Below are 17,817 nucleotides of genomic sequence, written 5' to 3'. Positions count from 1 at the left end.
TGGCGCCCGGATCGGACATCGCTGCCCTGTCACCCACGCATCACCGCCGATACTGCGCCTGCAAATTACGTCGCCCTTCTTATTGGAGTTGTTGTGCTTGCCGGGGCTGCAACCGCCACACCCTCGGGCGGGTGCGGACGGCGACCAATTCCGATCGACCTCGACGATTGACCTCGCCGATGGACCGCGATCTGCCGCGATCTATCGATTTGTTAGTTTTCGAGCTCTTCCGCTCTTTGTGTCAGCCTTCAAAAGGCTAAAAAAAAGCGGACCGTAGTCCGCTTTACTTTACTCCGCCAGGGCGGCAAATGCACGATCCCTGATTTCTTCCACCGGACCCACGCCGGCGATCTTGCGATACTTCGGCGCACCCGGCTGGCCCGATTCGGCCCACTTGCCGTAGTAGCCCAGCAGCACTTCGGTCTGGTCATGGTAGACCGACAGGCGCTTCTTGACGGTTTCTTCCTTGTCGTCGTCGCGCTGGACCAGCGGTTCGCCGGTGATGTCATCCTTGCCCTCGACCTTGGGCGGGTTGAACTTGACGTGGTAGCTGCGGCCCGAACCCGGGTGCACGCGACGGCCGCTCATGCGCTCGACGATGGCGCTGTCGGGGACGTCGATTTCCAGCACGTAGTCGATGGCCACGCCGGCTTCCTTCATGGCGTCAGCCTGACGGGTGGTGCGCGGGAAGCCGTCGAACAGGTAACCGTTGGCGCAATCCGGCTGTTGCAGACGGTCCTTGACCAGGCCGATGATGATGTCGTCGGAAACCAGACCGCCCGCATCCATCACCTTCTTGGCGGCGATACCCAGCTCGGTACCCGCCGCCACCGCAGCACGCAGCATGTCGCCGGTAGAGATCTGCGGAATGTTGAATTTTTCCTTGATAAAAGTGGCTTGCGTGCCTTTACCGGCACCAGGCGCTCCTAAAAGGATGAGGCGCATAGGGTTTCCTAAATTGAGGTTTTTGAAAATTTGAATGCTTGAATTCTTTTGCGACGGGATGACAGAGGATGCCTGCCATCTACACGGTTATGCAGCTTGTTTGCGCGCCGTTTGCGTCAGCTCCGGGACGAAACTTACCACAAAATCTTACCAAACCATGACAAACGCCTGATTTTTAAGCAGTCTCCTGGCCCTGATTGTGTCGTGTCAGCTTGACAGGGAACTTACAGCAAGCGGCACCGGCCAGCCTTGCGCCGGATCATGCCAGGATAGCTGCCTGTCTTCACATCAGAGTGCGGAGATGCTTTGCACCAGGGCACTGTCGGGCGGGGCCTCGAAATGCTTGCGCACGCGCAACAGGTCCTCGGGCGTATCGACGCCGGCTTCCGGCACCAGCGAAGTGACATGCACGGCAATCGCATGGCCGTGCCACAGCACGCGCAGCTGCTCCAGCGCCTCGATGCGTTCCAGCGGGGCCGGCGTGAGCGTGGGATAGAGCTGCAGGAAGCGGTTGCTGTAGGCATACAGCCCGATATGGCGCAGCGGTACGTATTCGTTGGCGTGATCAGGGCCGCTGGCGTCCGGCAACACCTCGCGCGATTGGGCGAAGGCATCGCGATGCCAGGGAATGGTGGCCCGCGAAAAATACATGGCGCAGCCTTCCCTGTTCAGCACCACCTTGACCACATTGGGATTGAATGCATCGGCGGCGCTCTCGATGGCATGCGCGGCCGTGGCCATGGGCACGCCGGCCTTGATGTGGGCGGCGGTGGCGGCGATCAGGCCGGGATCGATCAGCGGCTCGTCGCCCTGCACGTTGACCACCACGGCATCCTCGGCCAGGTCCATGGCGGCGGCCACCTCGGCGATGCGGTCGGTGCCGGAGGGATGGTCGGCGCGGGTCATCGCCACCTCCACGCCATGCGCCTGGCAGGCGGCATGGATGTCGTGGTGATCGGTGGCCACGATGATGCGTGCGGCACCGGACAGGGCCGCACGCTCGGCCACCCGCACGATCATCGGCTTGCCGCCGAGGTCTGCCAGGGGCCTGTTGGGCAGGCGCGTGGAAGCCAGGCGCGCCGGGATGATGACGGTGAAGGTCATGGGATCAGCCGCAGCAGGAAGGGAAAATCGGGATCAGGCTGCCGGAGCCGGCGGCACGGAAGTACCTGAAGCAGCCGCAGGCGCAGCGCCCAGTTCACGGGCTTCATCGGCCCACATGATGGGGATGCCGTCACGGATGGGGTAGGCCAGCTTGTCTGCCTTGCAGATCAGTTCCTGGGCTTTCTTGTCGTAGTCCAGGGGACCTTTGCAGATGGGGCAAACCAGGATATCAAGCAGTCGGGCGTTCACGGAGTTTCTCCACTAGATGTTCAGCCAGCGCGCCGTCGATGCGCGCTGTTACGGGCACGACCCAGATACGCGGGTCGTTTCGGATGGCCTCGATAGCCCTGCATTTTACTGCATCCTTTTCCGTGATCAGGATGACATCGGCGGCAAGGCCTGCAAAGGGATCGATGGCGAAGTCGTAATGGTCAGGCAAGGGGTGGCGGGCAAAGCTCAGGCCGGCCCCTTCCAGCGTGGCGAAAAAGCGCTCGGGATTACCGATGCCGGCCACCGCTGCCAGGCGCACCGCGCCCTCGCCCATCTGGGTCAATGGCTTGCGCGCCTGCGGTGGCGCCAGTTGCACGGCCTCGTCAGCCTGCAGGCACATGGCATGCACGCCGGCCGGAGCCTTGCCCTGCAAGCCAACATTGAGCACCGAGAAATCACGCCGGCGCGAAGCCGGCTCGCGCAAGGGACCGGCCGGCAACAGCCAGCCATTGCCCACGCCCCGTGCATCGGAGAGGACGATCTCGATATCGCGCCCCAATGCGTAATGCTGCAGCCCGTCGTCGGAGATGATCACATCCACCTCCGGGTGCGCCGCCAGCAGGCTGCGCGCCGCCGCAACCCGGCGCCGCCCCACCACCAGCGGCACGCCGGTACGCTGGGCGATCAGCAGCGGCTCATCACCGACCTGCGACGCCGCAGCCTCGGGGCTGACCTCCAGGGTCTGCCCGGCACCGATGCCTGCTCCATAGCCACGCGAAATCACGCCCGGATGCAAACCGGCCGCCCGCAGCGCCTCGATCAGCCAGATCGCAAAAGGCGTCTTGCCGGTCCCGCCGACGAAGACATTACCCACCACGATCACCGGTACCGGCAGGCGCTCGGCGCGCTTGATGCCCAGCGCAAAGAGCAGCCGGCGCAGCGCCGCCAGGCCGCCGAACAGCAGCGACAGCGGCCACAGCGCGCAGGCCAGCACGCCACGGGATTGCCAGGCGCGGCTCAGGATGGCTTCGGCAGTGGGCCTGGAATCGGCCATGGTTTCAATCCGTCATCAAGAAAAGCGTGGCGCCAAGGCCAAGGCCCTGGCGCCACGTCGAAAAACAAAAGCCTGTGGATAAATCACTTGCTGCTGGACTGCGCTGCAAAGGTCAGCTTGGGATACCCCGCCAGGCGCGCCGCCTCCATCACGTTGACCACGGTCTGGTGCGTGGCCAGTGCGTCGGCATTGATGATGATGACCGGGTCGCGCTGGCTGCCGCTGGCCTGCACGGCGGCCTGCATTTCCTCGGCGAGCCCCTGCGCATCACGTGCCGGGATGCGCTTGTTGTTGATCGCATAGCGCCCGCTGGCATCGATGGCGATGTTGATCTCGAAGGGCTGCTCCAGCGCCTTCTGGGCATCGGCCGTGGGCAGCGTGACCTGCAACGCGGTGAACTTGCTGTAGGTGGTGGTCACCATCAGGAAGATCACGATCACCAGCAGCACATCGATGAAGGGGATCAGGTTGATCTCCAGGTCTTCGCGGGGACGGCCCTTGCGGAAGTTCATGGTCGGCTCCGCGCAATCAACGGCGCACGTCGTGCACGATGTCCACGAACTTCACGGCCTGCTGCTCCATGTCCACCACGAAGCCATCCACCTGGGCGCGGAAGTGGCGGTAGAACACCAGCGCCGGCATGGCGATGGCCAGGCCAAACCCGGTGTTGTAGAGCGCAATCGAGATACCGTGCGCCAGCTGCGCCGGGTTGGTGCCGACCGCATTCTGCGAGGCGAATATCTCGATCATGCCCACCACGGTACCGAACAGGCCCATCAGCGGCGCCAGCGAGGCGATGGTGCCCAGCGTGGTCAGGAAGCGCTCCAGCCGGTGCGCGGCGGCCTGGCCGGCTTCTTCGATGGCTTCCTTCATGACTTCGCGCGGGGCGTCGACATTGCGCAGACCGGCAGCCAGCACCTGGCCCAGCGGCGAATTCTGTTCCAGCTTGTCGATCACGTCGTCGTTGACGCGACCGCTCTGGTAGACCCGTACCACCTCCCCCAGCAGGTCCGGCGGCAGGATGCGCGGGCGGCGCAGATAGACCAGTCTTTCGATGACCAGCGCCAGGCCGATGATGGAAGCGATCAGCAAAGGCCAGATCGGCCAGCCGGCGGCGAGGATGATGGCGAGCAAAACGTACTCCTGTTGAATGCGGTGAAAATCTGATCCTGTTGCAAAGAAACGACCCGCCGGGTGCGCCTTCTTCTGCGGTGCAGAATGTAGCCGGTTGCGTGCGCCTCGGCAAGCGCCGTCGGCTTGGCCTTACAATGCGGCATTGTATCGCCCCTGGATCACCTGCGCCCTCATGCCCACCGACAAGTTCCCGCCCTTCCCCACCGCCCGCCCCCGTGCTGAAGCCCTGCCCGCAGGCGCCGCCAGCGAGGGCGGACCGCCCATGCTGACGGTCTCCGCGCTGAACCAGGCGGTGGCACGCATGCTGGAGCGCAATTTCCCGCTGATCTGGGTCAAGGGCGAAATCTCCAACTTCACCCGCGCCGCCTCCGGCCATTGGTATTTCAATCTCAAGGATGACGGCGCCCAGGTCCGCGCGGTCATGTTCAAGGGACGCGCCCAGTACGCCGGCTTCATGCCGCGCGAGGGCGACAAGGTCGAGGTACGCACCCTGGTCACCCTCTACGCGCCACGGGGCGACTATCAATTGAACGTGGAAGCCATCCGCCGCTCCGGTGTAGGCGACCTCTACGCTGCCTTCGTGCAGCTGAAGGAAAGACTGGAACGCGAAGGTCTGTTCGCCCGCGAACGCAAGCGGCCCCTGCCGGGCTTTGCGCGCCGCATCGGCATCGTCACCAGCCCCCAGGCCGCCGCCCTGCGCGATGTGCTGGCCACCCTGCGCCGCCGGGCGCCGCACGTGGAGGTGGTGCTCTATCCCACTCCGGTGCAGGGCGAAGGGGCGGCCCAGCGCATCGCCACTGCCATCCAGACCGCCTCGGCCCGCGCCGAGTGCGACGTCCTGCTGGTCTGCCGGGGCGGTGGCAGCATCGAAGACCTGTGGTCCTTCAATGAAGAGATGGTGGCCCGCACCATTGTCGCTGCCACCATGCCGGTCATTTCCGGCGTCGGCCACGAGACCGATTTCACCATTGCCGACTTCGCCGCCGACCTGCGCGCCCCTACGCCGACCGCCGCCGCCGAGCTGGCCGCCACGGCCCGTGAAGACTGGCTGGCCGAACTGCGCGGCCATGCGGGCGAGCTCACCCGCGCCCTGCGCCGCAGCCTCGCCGACCGCGCCCAGAACATGGACTGGCTGGCACGCCGCCTGGTCAATCCGGGTGCCACCATCGCCCATGAGCGGGTCAAGCTGGCCGCCCTGCAAACCCGCCTCTCGCATGCCAACCGCGTGCCATTGACACGCATGCGCCATCGCCTGCAGCAGGCCGCCACCCACCTGGCGCACCAGATGCCCGATACCACCCACGCCCGGCGTGACCTGGGCGAGCTGGCGCGCCGCCTGCAGGATGCCCAGGCGAGCCGCCAGGCCCAGCAGCGCCAGGCGCTGGCCAGCCTGAATGCGCAGCTGGAACTGCTGAACCCGCAACGCACGCTGGAACGCGGCTATGCCATCGTCAGCGACCGTCAGGGGCGGGTGCTGCACGCACCGGCCGAGCTGGCCGCCCGCAGCGAGATCACCATCCGCCTGGCCCAGGGCAGCGCCGAGGTCGGCATTGCCAGCGTGCAGCCACGGCTGGATTGAAGGGTGAACGCGCTACGCTTGACAGCTGTGGCAGACTTTTTTCTCATCAGCTTATAACGCCGGCCGGGGACGGTTCCCGGCCCGTTCGGCTTGGCACGTCCGCCACGCAGGTGAAGGATGAGCTGGAACGTCTTTCCACCACTGGCATCTACGGTTTTCCTTGCCTCGCGGACAGGCGCCACGCCAGCAAGAACCATTCGCATTACCCGACCGGGATGTGAAAGAAGCCGACCGGCAGGGCATTTGATCGAGTGCAAAGAATTGTCTTCCGCTTTAGAATCTCAGGTTCGGAAAAGACCCCTTCGTAGCAAACCAACAAGACTGAAAGGATTCATCATGGCACATACCCTTCCGGCACTGCCTTACGATCTGGACGCGCTGGCGCCCACGATTTCCAAGGAAACCCTGGAATATCACTATGGCAAGCACCATCAGACCTATGTGACCAACCTGAACAACCTGATCCCTGGTACCGAATTCGAAAACCTGTCCCTGGAAGAAATCATCAAGAAGTCTTCCGGTGGCATCTTCAACAACGCCGCCCAGGTGTGGAACCACACCTTCTACTGGAACGGCCTGACCCCGAAGGGTCAAGGCGCTCCGAGCGGCGCGCTGGCTGACGCCATCAACGCCAAGTGGGGCGGCTTCGACGCCTTCAAGGCCGAGTTCACCAAGCAGGGCCTGGCCAACTTCGGTTCCGGCTGGACCTGGCTGGTCAAGAAGGCTGACGGCACCCTGGACATCGTCAACACCACCGGCGCCGGCACCCCGCTGACCACCGACAGCAAGCCGCTGCTGACGGTCGACGTGTGGGAACACGCCTACTACATCGACTACCGCAACGCACGCGCCAAGTATGTCGAGAACTACTGGGGCATCATCAACTGGGACTTCGTGGCAAAGAACTTCGCCTGATCCCGGCTGCTGCCTTCCCGGCAAGAAAAAACCACGCGCAAGCGTGGTTTTTTTTCGTCCCTGCCCGGCATACAGCGTCAGGAAAAGCGATCCAGCACACTGTACCAGGCCACCCCGGCGGCGATGTAGAAGCGCTGCAGGCCGTGCAGCGGAATCGGCTGGATGGTACTGACCGGGAACGGGAACACCGCCCCCGCCTGCCCCGTGATGCGCTGCGCCAGGCAGCGTCCCATGGTACTGGCCATGGCAATGCCGCGCCCGTTGTAGCCCACTGCGATGGATAGCCCGGTCGCCGGCTCATGCACATGCGGCAGGAAATCACGCGTGATGGCGACCCGCCCCGACCAGCGGTATTCATAGCCGATCCCCGCCAACTGCGGGAACAGCAGTTCCACCGACCGTTCCAGGTGCGCGAAATCGCCCGCCCCGCGCGGCTCGCCGAAGGGACCCCGACCGCCCATGAGCAGGCGCCCCTGGGCATCGCGCCGGTAATACAGCAGCAGCCGCCGCGAATCGGAGGTGACCTCGCCACCCGGCAGGATGCTGGCCCCCTGCTCCGGCGACAGGGGTTGCGTCGCCACGATGAAGCTGTTGGCAGCGATCACCGACTGCCGCAGATGCGGCCACAGCCCATCGGTATAGCCATTGGTGGCGATGACCACGCGTTCGGCATCCACATGCGGCCCATGGGCAGTATGCAGGCGCCAGCCCGGCTGGCATCGCTCCAGCCGTACCACCGGCGTGCCACCGTGGATCACCACCCCCAGCCGCTGCGCCGCACGCGCCAGCCCCTGGCAATACTTCAGCGGATGCAGGCTGCCGGCACGCTCATCCTTCCAGCCGCCGACGTAGGCATCGGTGCCGATATGGCGCGCCACCTCGGCCGCATCCATCAGCCGCGCCGGCGCGCCTTCGGCCATCCACTGCCGGGCGCGGGCTTCCAGCGCATGCATCACCTTGGACGAATGGGTGGGCTGGATCCAGCCGCGTCGCAGCGCATCGCAGGCGATGCCGTGGCGTTCGATCAGGTCGAAGACGGTATCGGCGGCCGAACCGATGGCCGCGATCAGCGGATCGGCCACGGCGCTGCCGAACATCACCCGCAACTGGTCCGGGTCGTACTTGAGCCCCGGAATCACCTGCCCGCCATTGCGCCCGGAAGCGCCCCAGCCGGGGGCATGGGTATCCAGCACGCACACCGATACCCCGGCCTCGGCCAGGTGCAGTGCGGTCGAGAGCCCGGTATAACCGGCACCGACGATGACCACGTCATAGCGCGCGCTGGTGGCCAGCGGTGGCACCTCCGGGGCGGTGTCGACGGCCGCCGTGGCAGCCCACAGGGAAGGCGGAAAATCCTGCAGCAAGCTCGTCATGCGCGCCTCACTTGCCGATCACGCGCCGCAGGAAATCCTGGGTACGTGCATGTTGTGGTTCGCTCAGCACCTGTGCTGCCGGGCCGGATTCGACGATGCTGCCACTGTGCAGGAAGCAGACGCGGTCGGCCACCTCGCGGGCGAATCCCATCTCGTGCGTCACCACGATCATGGTCATGCCGTCCGCGGCCAGGGTGCGCATCACCGCCAGCACCTCGCCCACCAGTTCCGGGTCCAGGGCTGAGGTCGGCTCATCGAAGAGGATGGCTTCCGGCTGCATCGCCAGCGAGCGGGCAATGGCCACACGCTGCTGCTGGCCGCCCGACAATTGCGCCGGATAGGCATCGCAGCGCTGCGCCAGGCCGACCTTGTCCAGCAGGGCGATGGCCTGCGCCCGCGCCTGTTCACGCGGCACCCGGTTGACGAAGATCGGTCCCTCGGTGACGTTCTCCAGCACCGTGCGATGCGGGAACAGGTTGAAGCGCTGGAACACCATACCCACCCGCGTGCGCAGGCGATGGATGTCGGCGCCGTTGCGATCCACGCGCTGGCCGTCGATCAGGATGTCGCCGCGCTCATAGGATTCCAGTCCGTTGATGCAACGCAGGACCGTGGACTTGCCCGAGCCCGAGGGCCCTATCAGGCAGACCACCTCACCCTCGGCCACCGACAGCGAGACATCCTTGAGCACCTCGTGCTGGCCGAAGCACTTCGAAATACGTTTGACCTCGATCATCGTGCCCTCCCCTTGCTTCCACGGATTTCCAGGCGACGGATCAGGAACACCAGCGGCAGCGACAACAGCAGGTACAGCACTGCCACCATGGTATAGACCGTCATGTTCTGGAAGGTGCTGGAGGCGATCATCTGGCCGGCGCGGGTCATCTCCAGCACGGTGATGGTCGAGACCAGCGACGAATCCTTCAACATCATCACCAGCGTATTGCCATAGGGCGGCAGCGCGATGCGAAAGGCCTGCGGCAGGATCACGCGGCGCATGATCAGCGGCCCGCGCATGCCGATCGATTGCGCCGCCTCGATCTGGCCCACGTCCACCGCCTCGATGCCGGCGCGGAAGTTCTCCGCCTGGTAGGCCGAGTAGGCGATCCCCAGCCCGATCACCCCGGCCTGGAAGGCGGAGAGCTGGATGCCGATCTCGGGCAGCACGAAATAGATGTAGAACAGCTGCACGATGATGGGCAGCCCGCGGATGATGTTGACGATGGTGGCGCCCAGCAGCGAAACCGGTTTCAGGCGCGATACCTTCATCAGCGCCAGCACCAGCCCCAGCAGCGAACTGAGCAGGAAGGAATAGATCGTGACTTCGATGGTGACCAGCGCTCCCTTGAGGAGGATGGGCAGGAAGTCCAGCACGGTTTGGGAAAGCATGGGCGTAGAGATATGGGTGGGAAGGTGCGCAGGAGAACCGCCCCGCCACCCTGCGGCGACGGGAACTTGCGCGGCCACCGGTGGAGCGGTGGCCTGCGGTTACAGCGACGTCGCGCCGACGTCGGCCCGGTTCACTCAGTTCAGCTTCCACTGATCGACGATGCGCGCGAGCGTGCCATCAGCCTTGAGTTCGGCAATCGCCTTGTTCAGGCGCTCCATGAGCTTGGGATCGCCCTTGCGGATCACCAGGCAGACATCCCCCATCAGGGTGGACTGGTATTCCTTGACCAGTCGCACCTGCGGATTGGCGCCCTGCGAGAGCTGGTAGGCCACGATCGGGCGATCACCGAAACCGGCCTTGATGCGGCCCAGGCCGACGTCGCGCATCATGTCGGCCACCGAATCGTAGGTCTTCACTTCCTTGAAGCCGCCCTTCTTGTTCAGGGCATCGACGAACACCGTCCCCACCTGGGCGCCGACGATCTCACCCTTGAGGTCGTCCAGCGTCTTGTAGACCTTCTGGTCCTGGGCGTTGACGAACAGGCCCTCGCCATAGGAATAGACCGGATCACTGAAGTCCACGATCTGGGCGCGGGCCTCGGTCTTCAACATGGCTGCGGCGATGATGTCGATCTTGTTGCCGGTCAGCGAGGGGATCAGCGCGGAGAACGGCGTCTGCTGGATGTTCACCGAAAAACCGGCCTTGTTGCCTACCGCCGTGACGGTGTCGACCATCATGCCCTGCAGCTTGTTGGTCTTGATATCGAGGAAGGTGAAAGGCACCCCGGTGGAGGTGGCGCCCACGTTGTAGCTGGACTGGGCCATGGCGGGCGCGGCGGCCAGCACCGACATCAGGGCCGCAGCCCCCAGCAGTGGCGACAGCAGACGATGCAACAGGCGACTGGACGGCAGATTGAACGACTTCATACGACTCCCCCTTTGGCACAAGATCACGACGGATCGGAACGAACGGCTGGAAGTCCGCACGCCGGCAGGTGCCGACGGCGGTGTGGACTGCAGCGCCCCCGGGCGGGGACGCGGTTTCCGGTCTTCCTCCCCGGCCCGGCCTGCATCGGACTACCCGGTATGGCGCGATGCGACTTAAACCACTGAAGCGGCTGGAAGGGCTGAGGCGGGAAGAACGGCAGACGACAAACAAAGATGCATGAATATCAATATACGGCCTTGGATTAAGTATATTTGGTTTACTCGAATCGTCAATAGATATTTATGTATCGATATTCGATACATTAGATGCGAATTCCCGTAGAATTCCCCCATTCCTATCTGCGAGGAGTAGGCATGAGCGAGACCGAAGCAAGCCCCACCGACCTGCTGTTCAATCAATCACTGGAAAAAGGCCTGGCCGTGCTGCGCGCCTTCAATGCGCAGCGCCGCACCATGACCCTGGGCGACGTGGCCAGCGCCACGTCCATTTCCAAGAGTTCGGCGCAACGCATGGTGCATACGCTGGAAACACTGGGCTACATCTGCAAGCATCCCAGGACACGCCGCTACCAGCTCACGCCCAAGGTGTTAGAGGTGGGCTACAACTACCTGGCGGCCGACATCCTGGTGGACGTGGCCAATCCCTTCCTGTCCGAACTGGCCAACATGACCGGCGAGACCGTCAACCTCACCGAGCCCTACGAGCTCGAGATGGTCTATGTGGCCCGCTTCGTGGCCAGCAAGTTCATCCCCATCCACATGCCCATCGGCAGCCGCATCCCCATGTATTGCACCGCCTCCGGGCGGGCCTACCTGAGCGGGCTGGACGAGAGCGAGGCGCAGACGCTGCTGCTCTCCAGCGAGCGCACGGTCCACACGCCGCATACGCGCACCGGGGTGGAAGACATCATGGAAACGGTCAGACTGGCCCGCGAACGCGGCTTTGCCAGCAACCGGGAAGAACTGTTCCTGGGCGACATGACGGTGGCCGCGCCCATCTTCAACAGCGAGCGCCGGCCGGTGGCTTCCGTGCATGTGGTAGCGCCGACCAGCCGCTGGACGGCCGAGGATGCCGAACGCAAGCTGGGGCCGCTGGTATTGGAGTGCGCACGCTCGATCTCCAATTCGGTGCGCACGCTGGTGTAAGGCCGCAGCAGGAAAGTACAAGATCGGCCGCCGCGTGTGTGTCACAATCCCCGCTCCCCCTTAAGCCACACAGACCACCGATCGGAGAAACCATGGCCCACGTCACCCTGCACAACGCCGCCGGCTACGCCCAGGACATCAAGGCGCGCATCCACCAGCTCAAGTCGGATGAACCGGAAAGCAATGGCGGCAAGGACACCGGTCCCGCGCCCTATGAACTGCTGCTGGCCGCGCTGGCATCCTGCACTTCGCTGACCTTGCGCATGTACGCCGACCGCAAGGGCTGGGACCTGGGCAGCATCGCAGTGGACGCCCACTTCGGCCGCGACGACAGCGGCCTGGAAACCATCACCCGCAAGATCAGCTTCGGCAATGCCCTGAGCCAGGAACAACTGACCCGCCTGGCCGAAATCTGCGAAAAGACCCCGGTCACCAAGACCATCCGCCAGGGCACGGCGATTCAGACGTCGATCGCGTAACCGGCTGCGCGCCAGGCATCGATGCCGCCAGTCAGCGGCCGCACCCGGGTGTAGCCGCGCCGCATCAGCTGGCGCGCCACCACGGCCGCCGAGGCCTCGTTGGGACAGGCGCAATAGACCACCACTTCCCCTTCCACCGGACCATCGAAGACGAAGGTCTGGATTTCCTGGTTGGAGATGGTCACCGCCCCCGGGATGCGGCCATCCTGCTGCGACAGCGGCGAGCGCACATCGATGATGGTGGGCGCATTGCCCTGTTCGAGCATGGTATTGAGTTCATCCACGGTGATGCGCGCCATCTCCAGCGACTTGCGGAAGCGCCGGCGCTGCCACCACTTGTTGGCCACGAACGCCGCCAGCGCCACGGCGATCAGCAGCATCCCGTAATGCCCCAGCTGGGCCAGCACGTTCAGCAGGTCATCCACGGCCGAACTGAACAGCGAACCCAGGAAAATCCCCAGTCCCGCCCATAAAGCGCTGCCTGCCGCGTCCCACAGGATGAAGCTGACGCGGCGCGTTCCCATGGTGCCGGAGAGCGCACTGGCAATCGAGGCAAAGCCGGGGATGAACTTGGCCAGCAGCAAGGACCGCGCGCCCCAGCGCAGGTAGATCGATTCGGTCTGGCGCACACAGGAATCCGGCGAGAGCGAAATGCGGCACAGGCGCGACATGATCTTGCGCCCGTAGCGGCGGCCGGCGAGATACCAGACGTAATCGGCCATCAGTGCCGCACCGACCGCCAGGACGAGCAACAGCAGCGGCGAGTAGCGCCCGGTGGCCGACAAGGCACCGGTGATGATCAGGGTCGGATAGGCCGGCACCGGCGCACCCAGCTGCTCCACCAGCACGTTGACGAAAACGAGGATCAGACCGTATTGCTCGATGAGGTGGTAGAGGGTTTCCATGGCCAGGCCGCCTTGATGTCTTGCCGCGTGAGAAGCGGCGACTGTCCCGCCGTAACGGCGGATTGCAGGCTGCCATTATAGGCATGCCGACACCGCCCCTGCTTGGCCTGATACGGATAAAAAGGGGACGGACCATAAAAAGCGCCCTGCTCACCCGCTACAACGCGGGCGCGCAAGGCGCGAACGAGGAAGACCTCGGAGAAATCGATACTGCCGGACCGCCTCAGGCAGCGTGCTTGACGACGGCCTCGCTCTTGCCGCTGGCGGTGCCACCACCATCCTGTGCTGCCGGCCGGGTGCGCGCCAGGAACACCAGCACCGCCGCCAGCAACGAGGCACCGGACAGGGCATACAGCCCGCCCTGGATGGAACCGGTCTTCTGCTCCAGGTAGCCGAAGGTGGCAGGCGCGAAGAAGCCGCCCAGGTTGCCCAGCGAATTGACCAGCGCCAGCACCGCGGCCGCAATACGTGCATCCAGGTAGGCCTGCGGGATCGGCCAGAACAGCGAGGAAGCCGCCTTGAAGCCGATGCCGGCGAAGCACACCGCGACAAACCCGATCACCGGCCCGGACGAGGCCGACACCGCCATGCCCGTCGCCGAGATCACCAGCGCGGCAGCGACCCAGAACTGCTGCCGCTTGAAGCGCGCCGCCAGCACCGCGAACATGTACATGGCGGCAATGGCGATGATCCACGGAATGGTATTGAACAGGCCGACCTGGAAGTCATTGAAATGGCCCATCTTCTTGATGATGGTCGGCAGCCAGAAGGTCGCGCCGTAGATGGTCAGCTGGATGGCGAAGTAGATCAGACAGAACAAGACGATCTGCGGGTCGCGCAACAAGGTCAGCGCGGAAACGTGCGCCGGCCGGTTGGCGGCGCGCAGCTCCTGTTCGGCGGCGATCACCGCGGTCAGTGCTTCGCGCTGTTCCGGCGAAAGCCACTTGGCATCGGCCGGGGTGGAGTCCAGCACATTCCAGACCACCACGCAGAACAGCATCGAGACGCCGCCTTCGATCAGGAACATCCATTGCCAGCCATGCAGGCCACCGCCCTCGATGAGCAACAGCGCGCCGGTAATCGGACCGGAGAGGATGGATGCAATCGCCGAGCCCGACAGGAAGACCGCCATGGCGCGCCCACGTTCATGATTGGGCAACCACTGCGTGAAGTAATACACCACGCCGGGGAAGAAGCCCGCCTCAGTCACGCCCAGCAGGAAACGCATGAAATAGAAGCTGGTCTCGCTCTGCACGAAGGCCATGCAGGCCGCCACCAGGCCCCAGGTGAACATGATGCGGGTCAGCCAGGCGCGCGCGCCGTAACGTTGCAGCAGCATGTTGGACGGTACCTCGAAGATCGCGTAACCGACGAAGAACAGCCCGGCGCCCAGGCCGAAGGCAGCCGCGCCGATGCCCAGATCGGTAGAGAGGTGACTGCGCACGAAACCGATGTTGACGCGGTCGATGTAGTTGATGATGAACATGGCCACGAACAGCGGCAGGATGCGCCACTTGATCTTGCTCACCGCGCTGGTGAGGGCCAGGGTTGCTGCGCCTGATGATGCGGATGGGGAAGGATTCACGGGTTGTCTCCTCTGTTGAGCCCGTACTAACGATGGATGAAAGAAAAAATGAAGGAAAATTCGGGACCAGCGGCGCGTTCATCGCGCTCTTGTCACGGCCCCGCTAGCAGATGTGCAGCCCTGTGCTCAACGCACCAGGCAGGGTTTCTTGGGATCGAATTTCCAGCCCGGGATCAGGTACTGCATGGCCACCGCATCGTCCCGCGCACCCAGTCCCATGTTGCGATAGGTCTGGTGGGCCGCTTCCACCTGCTCCATGTCCAGTTCCACGCCCAGGCCCGGCTTGGCCGGCACTTGCACCTTGCCGCCCACGATCTGCAGGGGTTCGCGGGTCAGGCGCTGGCCGTCCTGCCAGATCCAGTGGGTATCGATGGCGGTGATCTTGCCCGGCGCGGCAGCGGCCACATGGGTGAACATCGCCAGCGAGACGTCGAAGTGGTTGTTGGAATGTGAACCCCAGGTCAGGCCCCACTCGTGGCACATCTGCGCCACCCGCACCGAACCCTGCATGGTCCAGAAATGCGGATCGGCCAGCGGGATATCCACCGACTGCAGCGAAATCGCATGCCCCATCTGGCGCCAGTCGGTGGCCACCATGTTGGTGGCTGTCTGCAGGCCGGTGGCGCGGCGGAACTCGGCCATCACCTCGCGTCCGGAATAACCTTCCTCGGCGCCGCACGGATCTTCCGCATAGGCCAGCACGTCATGCTGGTCGCGGCACAGGCGGATGGCATCCTTGAGCAGCCAGCCGCCGTTGGGATCAAGGGTGATGCGGGCCTTGGGGAAGCGTTCGGCCAACGCCGTGACGGCGGCGATCTCTTCCTCGCCACGCATGACACCGCCCTTGAGCTTGAAGTCGTTGAAGCCATACCGCGCATAGGCCGCCTCGGCCAGGCGGACTACCGCCTCGGGCGTGAGCGCGGCTTCATGGCGCAGGTGCAGCCAGTCGTCGGCCTGCTCCGCTTCGGCGTGATACGGCAGGTCGGTCTGCCTGCGGTCACCCACATAGAACAGGTAACCCAGCATTTCCACCTCATCACGCTGCTGCCCCTCGCCCAGCAGCGCTGCCACCGGTACCTCCAGGAACTTGCCCAGCAGATCCAGCAGGGCCGCTTCCAGCGCGGTGACGGCGTGCACTGCAATACGCAGGTCGAAGGTCTGCAGGCCCCGACCGCCGACATCGCGGTCGGCGAAGGCGGTGCGTGCCCGGTTCAGGATGCCCTGGACATTGCCGATGGACTGCCCCACCACCAGCGAGCGCGCATCTTCCAGGGTCTGGCGGATGCCCTCCCCGCCCGGGACCTCGCCCACCCCGGTATGGCCGGCGCTGTCGGTGAGGATCACCAGGTTGCGCGTGAAATACGGACCGTGGGCGCCGGACAGGTTCAGCAGCATGCTGTCGTGGCCGGCCACCGGAATGACGCGCATGTCGGTGACGCGGGGCGCCCCTTTGGCCAGGGCAGCGGAAGACGAGGTGGCAGACGTCGAGGAGGCAGGAGTGGCAAGGGCAGTCATGGCAGCACTTTCTCTTTCAATGAAGAAAAACCGGCACCCACCGGGAATGACCTGGCAGCGGATCCGGCAACAATTTGGTAGCGGTACCAAATCAGGATGAATGCATGGTAGCGGTACCAAATCAGCATGTCAACAGGGGGATGTGAAGCGCCAGATCAACTTGCCTGGCAGCATCAAAACGGATGGGGCAGTAAAGGTGGGAAAGACAGGTGGGGCAGGAGGAGCAGGAAGTGCGGAATCGCCGCGTCAGGCGCTTTCGCGCTGGATGATGGAAAAGCCGACATCGACAATGCGCTCGGCCACCTCGATGCCCGCCGCCCGGTCGATGATGAAGCGCGCCGCGCGCTGGCCGATGCCGGTGCCGTCGATGCGCACGGTGGTCAGGCGGGGTTGCAGGTCACGCGAGAATTCCAGGTCGCCGAAGCCGACCACCGCCAGTTGTCCGGGAATGGCGATGCCACGGCTCTGGGCCTCGATCATCACGCCCAGCGCCAGCAGGTCGGAACTGCAGAAGATGGCATCGGTGTCGGGCTGTTGCTGCAACAGATCGGCCAGACCCTGCCGTCCCTGCCCCAGGGTGGTCGGGGCGATGACGTGGTACATCGGCAGGGCTGCCACCCCCTGCCCGTCGTTCATGCCCAGCGCCACCGCTTCCTGCGCGAAGGACTGCATGCGGCGCTGGCTACGCTCGTCGCGCCCGCCCACCACCGCGACCTTGTTGCGACCGCGCTGGTGCAGGTAGCGCGCCACTTCGCGGCCGATGGCCTCGTGCGAAAAACCGACCAGCATGTCGATCGGCGTGGGCGTCAGGTCCCAGGTCTCGACCACCGGGATGCCGCTGGCCAGCAGCCGCTTCCTGGCCTCCGCCGAGCGCATGATGCCGGTCAGCACCACGCCATCGGGACGGCGGCCGATGATGGCTTCCAGCAGCGCATCCTCACGCGAATTCTCGTAGCCGCTCTGGCCCAGCATGACCTGGTAGCTGGCGGCGGCCAGGGTTTCGGTCAGGGTATGGACGATTTCCTGGAACACCGGCCCGATCACGGTGGGCACCACCACCGCCACCAGCCGGCTCTTGTTGGAGGCCAGCCCGCCGGCCAGCAGGTTGGGGACGTAGCCGGTCTTTTCCACCGCCTCGCGCACTTTCTGCAAGACCTTGGGCGAAACCGCCGAGGGTGTGTTCAAGGCCCGCGAGGCCGTGATCGGCGCCACCCCGGCCAGTTGCGCCACGTCGCGCAGCGTGACGCCACCGGCGCTCTTGCGCGGGCCGCGACGACGCGGTTCGGGACCATCGTCGTCGGTTCCGCGCGTGGCAAGGCTGAGGGGGACGTCAGGGGAGGTGGTTCTGTTTTCGGACATGCGGGCATTCTAGCATCGGCCCTGGTAGCGTTACCAAGTCTGGCGGCCGTGCCATCAACCGTGGGTCGGCAACCTGCGCCCGCTTGCCGCCCGAAAAAAAAGGTGGCGAACGCCCTATGCAATCCGCCACCAAGCCAGGAGAAACCGAACACATCGCACCCCGGGCAGCGCGACGCC

General features: G+C 64.6%; 18 protein-coding genes. 4 read left to right on the top strand and 14 right to left on the bottom strand.

The window, feature by feature from the left end:
* Window positions 1–288 precede the first annotated feature (288 nt).
* The 6 genes from adk to HWE04_RS03575 all read right to left on the bottom strand — a co-directional run bounded on the left by adk (window position 289) and on the right by HWE04_RS03575 (window position 4,447).
* Complete coding sequence (gene adk / locus HWE04_RS03600) at window positions 289–945, bottom strand: adenylate kinase (protein ID WP_241811518.1); 657 nt, start codon at window positions 943–945, stop codon at window positions 289–291.
* A gap of 288 nt (window positions 946–1,233) precedes the next feature.
* A complete protein-coding gene (kdsB, locus tag HWE04_RS03595; protein WP_241811517.1) occupies window positions 1,234–2,049 on the bottom strand; it encodes a 3-deoxy-manno-octulosonate cytidylyltransferase in 816 nt (271 codons plus the stop codon).
* 33 nt (window positions 2,050–2,082) lie between these two features.
* A complete protein-coding gene (locus HWE04_RS03590) occupies window positions 2,083–2,298 on the bottom strand; it encodes a Trm112 family protein (RefSeq protein ID WP_077236536.1) in 216 nt (71 codons plus the stop codon).
* Complete coding sequence (gene lpxK, locus HWE04_RS03585) at window positions 2,279–3,313, bottom strand: tetraacyldisaccharide 4'-kinase (RefSeq protein ID WP_241811516.1); 1,035 nt, start codon at window positions 3,311–3,313, stop codon at window positions 2,279–2,281. The genes HWE04_RS03590 and lpxK overlap by 20 nt, the downstream gene beginning before the upstream one ends.
* A gap of 83 nt (window positions 3,314–3,396) precedes the next feature.
* Entirely contained in the window at window positions 3,397–3,825 is a 429-nt protein-coding gene (locus tag HWE04_RS03580; protein WP_006463746.1) for an ExbD/TolR family protein, read from the bottom strand.
* A 16-nt stretch (window positions 3,826–3,841) separates the two neighbouring features.
* Window positions 3,842–4,447: a MotA/TolQ/ExbB proton channel family protein gene (locus tag HWE04_RS03575; RefSeq protein WP_006463747.1), complete on the bottom strand. Its 606-nt coding sequence runs from the start codon at window positions 4,445–4,447 to the stop codon at window positions 3,842–3,844.
* A 172-nt stretch (window positions 4,448–4,619) separates the two neighbouring features.
* On the opposite strand from HWE04_RS03575, the gene xseA reads away from it, so the two are divergent.
* Together xseA and sodB are read left to right on the top strand one after the other, a co-directional pair.
* On the top strand, window positions 4,620–6,026 hold the full coding sequence (gene xseA / locus HWE04_RS03570) for an exodeoxyribonuclease VII large subunit (protein WP_241811515.1): 1,407 nt from the start codon (window positions 4,620–4,622) through the stop codon (window positions 6,024–6,026).
* 336 nt (window positions 6,027–6,362) lie between these two features.
* A complete protein-coding gene (gene sodB, locus HWE04_RS03565; protein ID WP_077236539.1) occupies window positions 6,363–6,941 on the top strand; it encodes a superoxide dismutase [Fe] in 579 nt (192 codons plus the stop codon).
* A 77-nt stretch (window positions 6,942–7,018) separates the two neighbouring features.
* Here sodB and HWE04_RS03560 read toward each other — a convergent pair whose 3' ends face one another.
* The 4 genes from HWE04_RS03560 to HWE04_RS03545 all read right to left on the bottom strand — a co-directional run bounded on the left by HWE04_RS03560 (window position 7,019) and on the right by HWE04_RS03545 (window position 10,630).
* Window positions 7,019–8,314, bottom strand: a complete 1,296-nt coding sequence (locus HWE04_RS03560; protein ID WP_241811514.1) for an NAD(P)/FAD-dependent oxidoreductase — start codon at window positions 8,312–8,314, stop codon at window positions 7,019–7,021.
* Between the two features lie 7 nt (window positions 8,315–8,321).
* Window positions 8,322–9,050 carry an amino acid ABC transporter ATP-binding protein gene (locus tag HWE04_RS03555; RefSeq protein ID WP_006463751.1) on the bottom strand — a complete coding sequence of 243 codons (729 nt, stop codon included), beginning with the start codon at window positions 9,048–9,050 and terminating at the stop codon, window positions 8,322–8,324.
* Window positions 9,047–9,703: an amino acid ABC transporter permease gene (locus tag HWE04_RS03550; RefSeq protein ID WP_006463752.1), complete on the bottom strand. Its 657-nt coding sequence runs from the start codon at window positions 9,701–9,703 to the stop codon at window positions 9,047–9,049. Before HWE04_RS03550 ends, HWE04_RS03555 begins: the two co-directional genes overlap by 4 nt.
* A gap of 135 nt (window positions 9,704–9,838) precedes the next feature.
* Window positions 9,839–10,630: an ABC transporter substrate-binding protein gene (locus tag HWE04_RS03545; protein WP_006463753.1), complete on the bottom strand. Its 792-nt coding sequence runs from the start codon at window positions 10,628–10,630 to the stop codon at window positions 9,839–9,841.
* Between the two features lie 375 nt (window positions 10,631–11,005).
* On the opposite strand from HWE04_RS03545, the gene HWE04_RS03540 reads away from it, so the two are divergent.
* Window positions 11,006–11,797, top strand: a complete 792-nt coding sequence (locus HWE04_RS03540; RefSeq protein ID WP_241811513.1) for an IclR family transcriptional regulator — start codon at window positions 11,006–11,008, stop codon at window positions 11,795–11,797.
* Between the two features lie 92 nt (window positions 11,798–11,889).
* On the top strand, window positions 11,890–12,276 hold the full coding sequence (locus tag HWE04_RS03535) for an OsmC family protein (protein ID WP_006463755.1): 387 nt from the start codon (window positions 11,890–11,892) through the stop codon (window positions 12,274–12,276).
* Here HWE04_RS03535 and HWE04_RS03530 read toward each other — a convergent pair.
* The 4 genes from HWE04_RS03530 to HWE04_RS03515 all read right to left on the bottom strand — a co-directional run bounded on the left by HWE04_RS03530 (window position 12,258) and on the right by HWE04_RS03515 (window position 17,640).
* The gene (locus tag HWE04_RS03530) at window positions 12,258–13,181 is read right to left on the bottom strand and encodes a DedA family protein/thiosulfate sulfurtransferase GlpE (protein WP_241811512.1); all 924 of its coding nucleotides are present in this window, start codon (window positions 13,179–13,181) and stop codon (window positions 12,258–12,260) included. The two genes, HWE04_RS03535 and HWE04_RS03530, sit on opposite strands and share 19 nt — an antisense overlap.
* A 223-nt stretch (window positions 13,182–13,404) precedes the next feature.
* Entirely contained in the window at window positions 13,405–14,766 is a 1,362-nt protein-coding gene (locus HWE04_RS03525; RefSeq protein WP_241811511.1) for an MFS transporter, read from the bottom strand.
* Between the two features lie 126 nt (window positions 14,767–14,892).
* A complete protein-coding gene (gene gudD, locus HWE04_RS03520; RefSeq protein WP_274620011.1) occupies window positions 14,893–16,281 on the bottom strand; it encodes a glucarate dehydratase in 1,389 nt (462 codons plus the stop codon).
* A 246-nt stretch (window positions 16,282–16,527) separates the two neighbouring features.
* Window positions 16,528–17,640 carry a LacI family DNA-binding transcriptional regulator gene (locus HWE04_RS03515; protein ID WP_241811510.1) on the bottom strand — a complete coding sequence of 371 codons (1,113 nt, stop codon included), beginning with the start codon at window positions 17,638–17,640 and terminating at the stop codon, window positions 16,528–16,530.
* Window positions 17,641–17,817: the final 177 nt, after the last annotated feature.

Source organism: Herbaspirillum sp. C7C2 (assembly GCF_022627865.1).
Taxonomy (GTDB): domain Bacteria; phylum Pseudomonadota; class Gammaproteobacteria; order Burkholderiales; family Burkholderiaceae_D; genus Herbaspirillum; species Herbaspirillum frisingense.
Note: the sequence above shows the minus strand (reverse complement) of the source record. Positions and strands in the feature narration are given on the sequence as shown.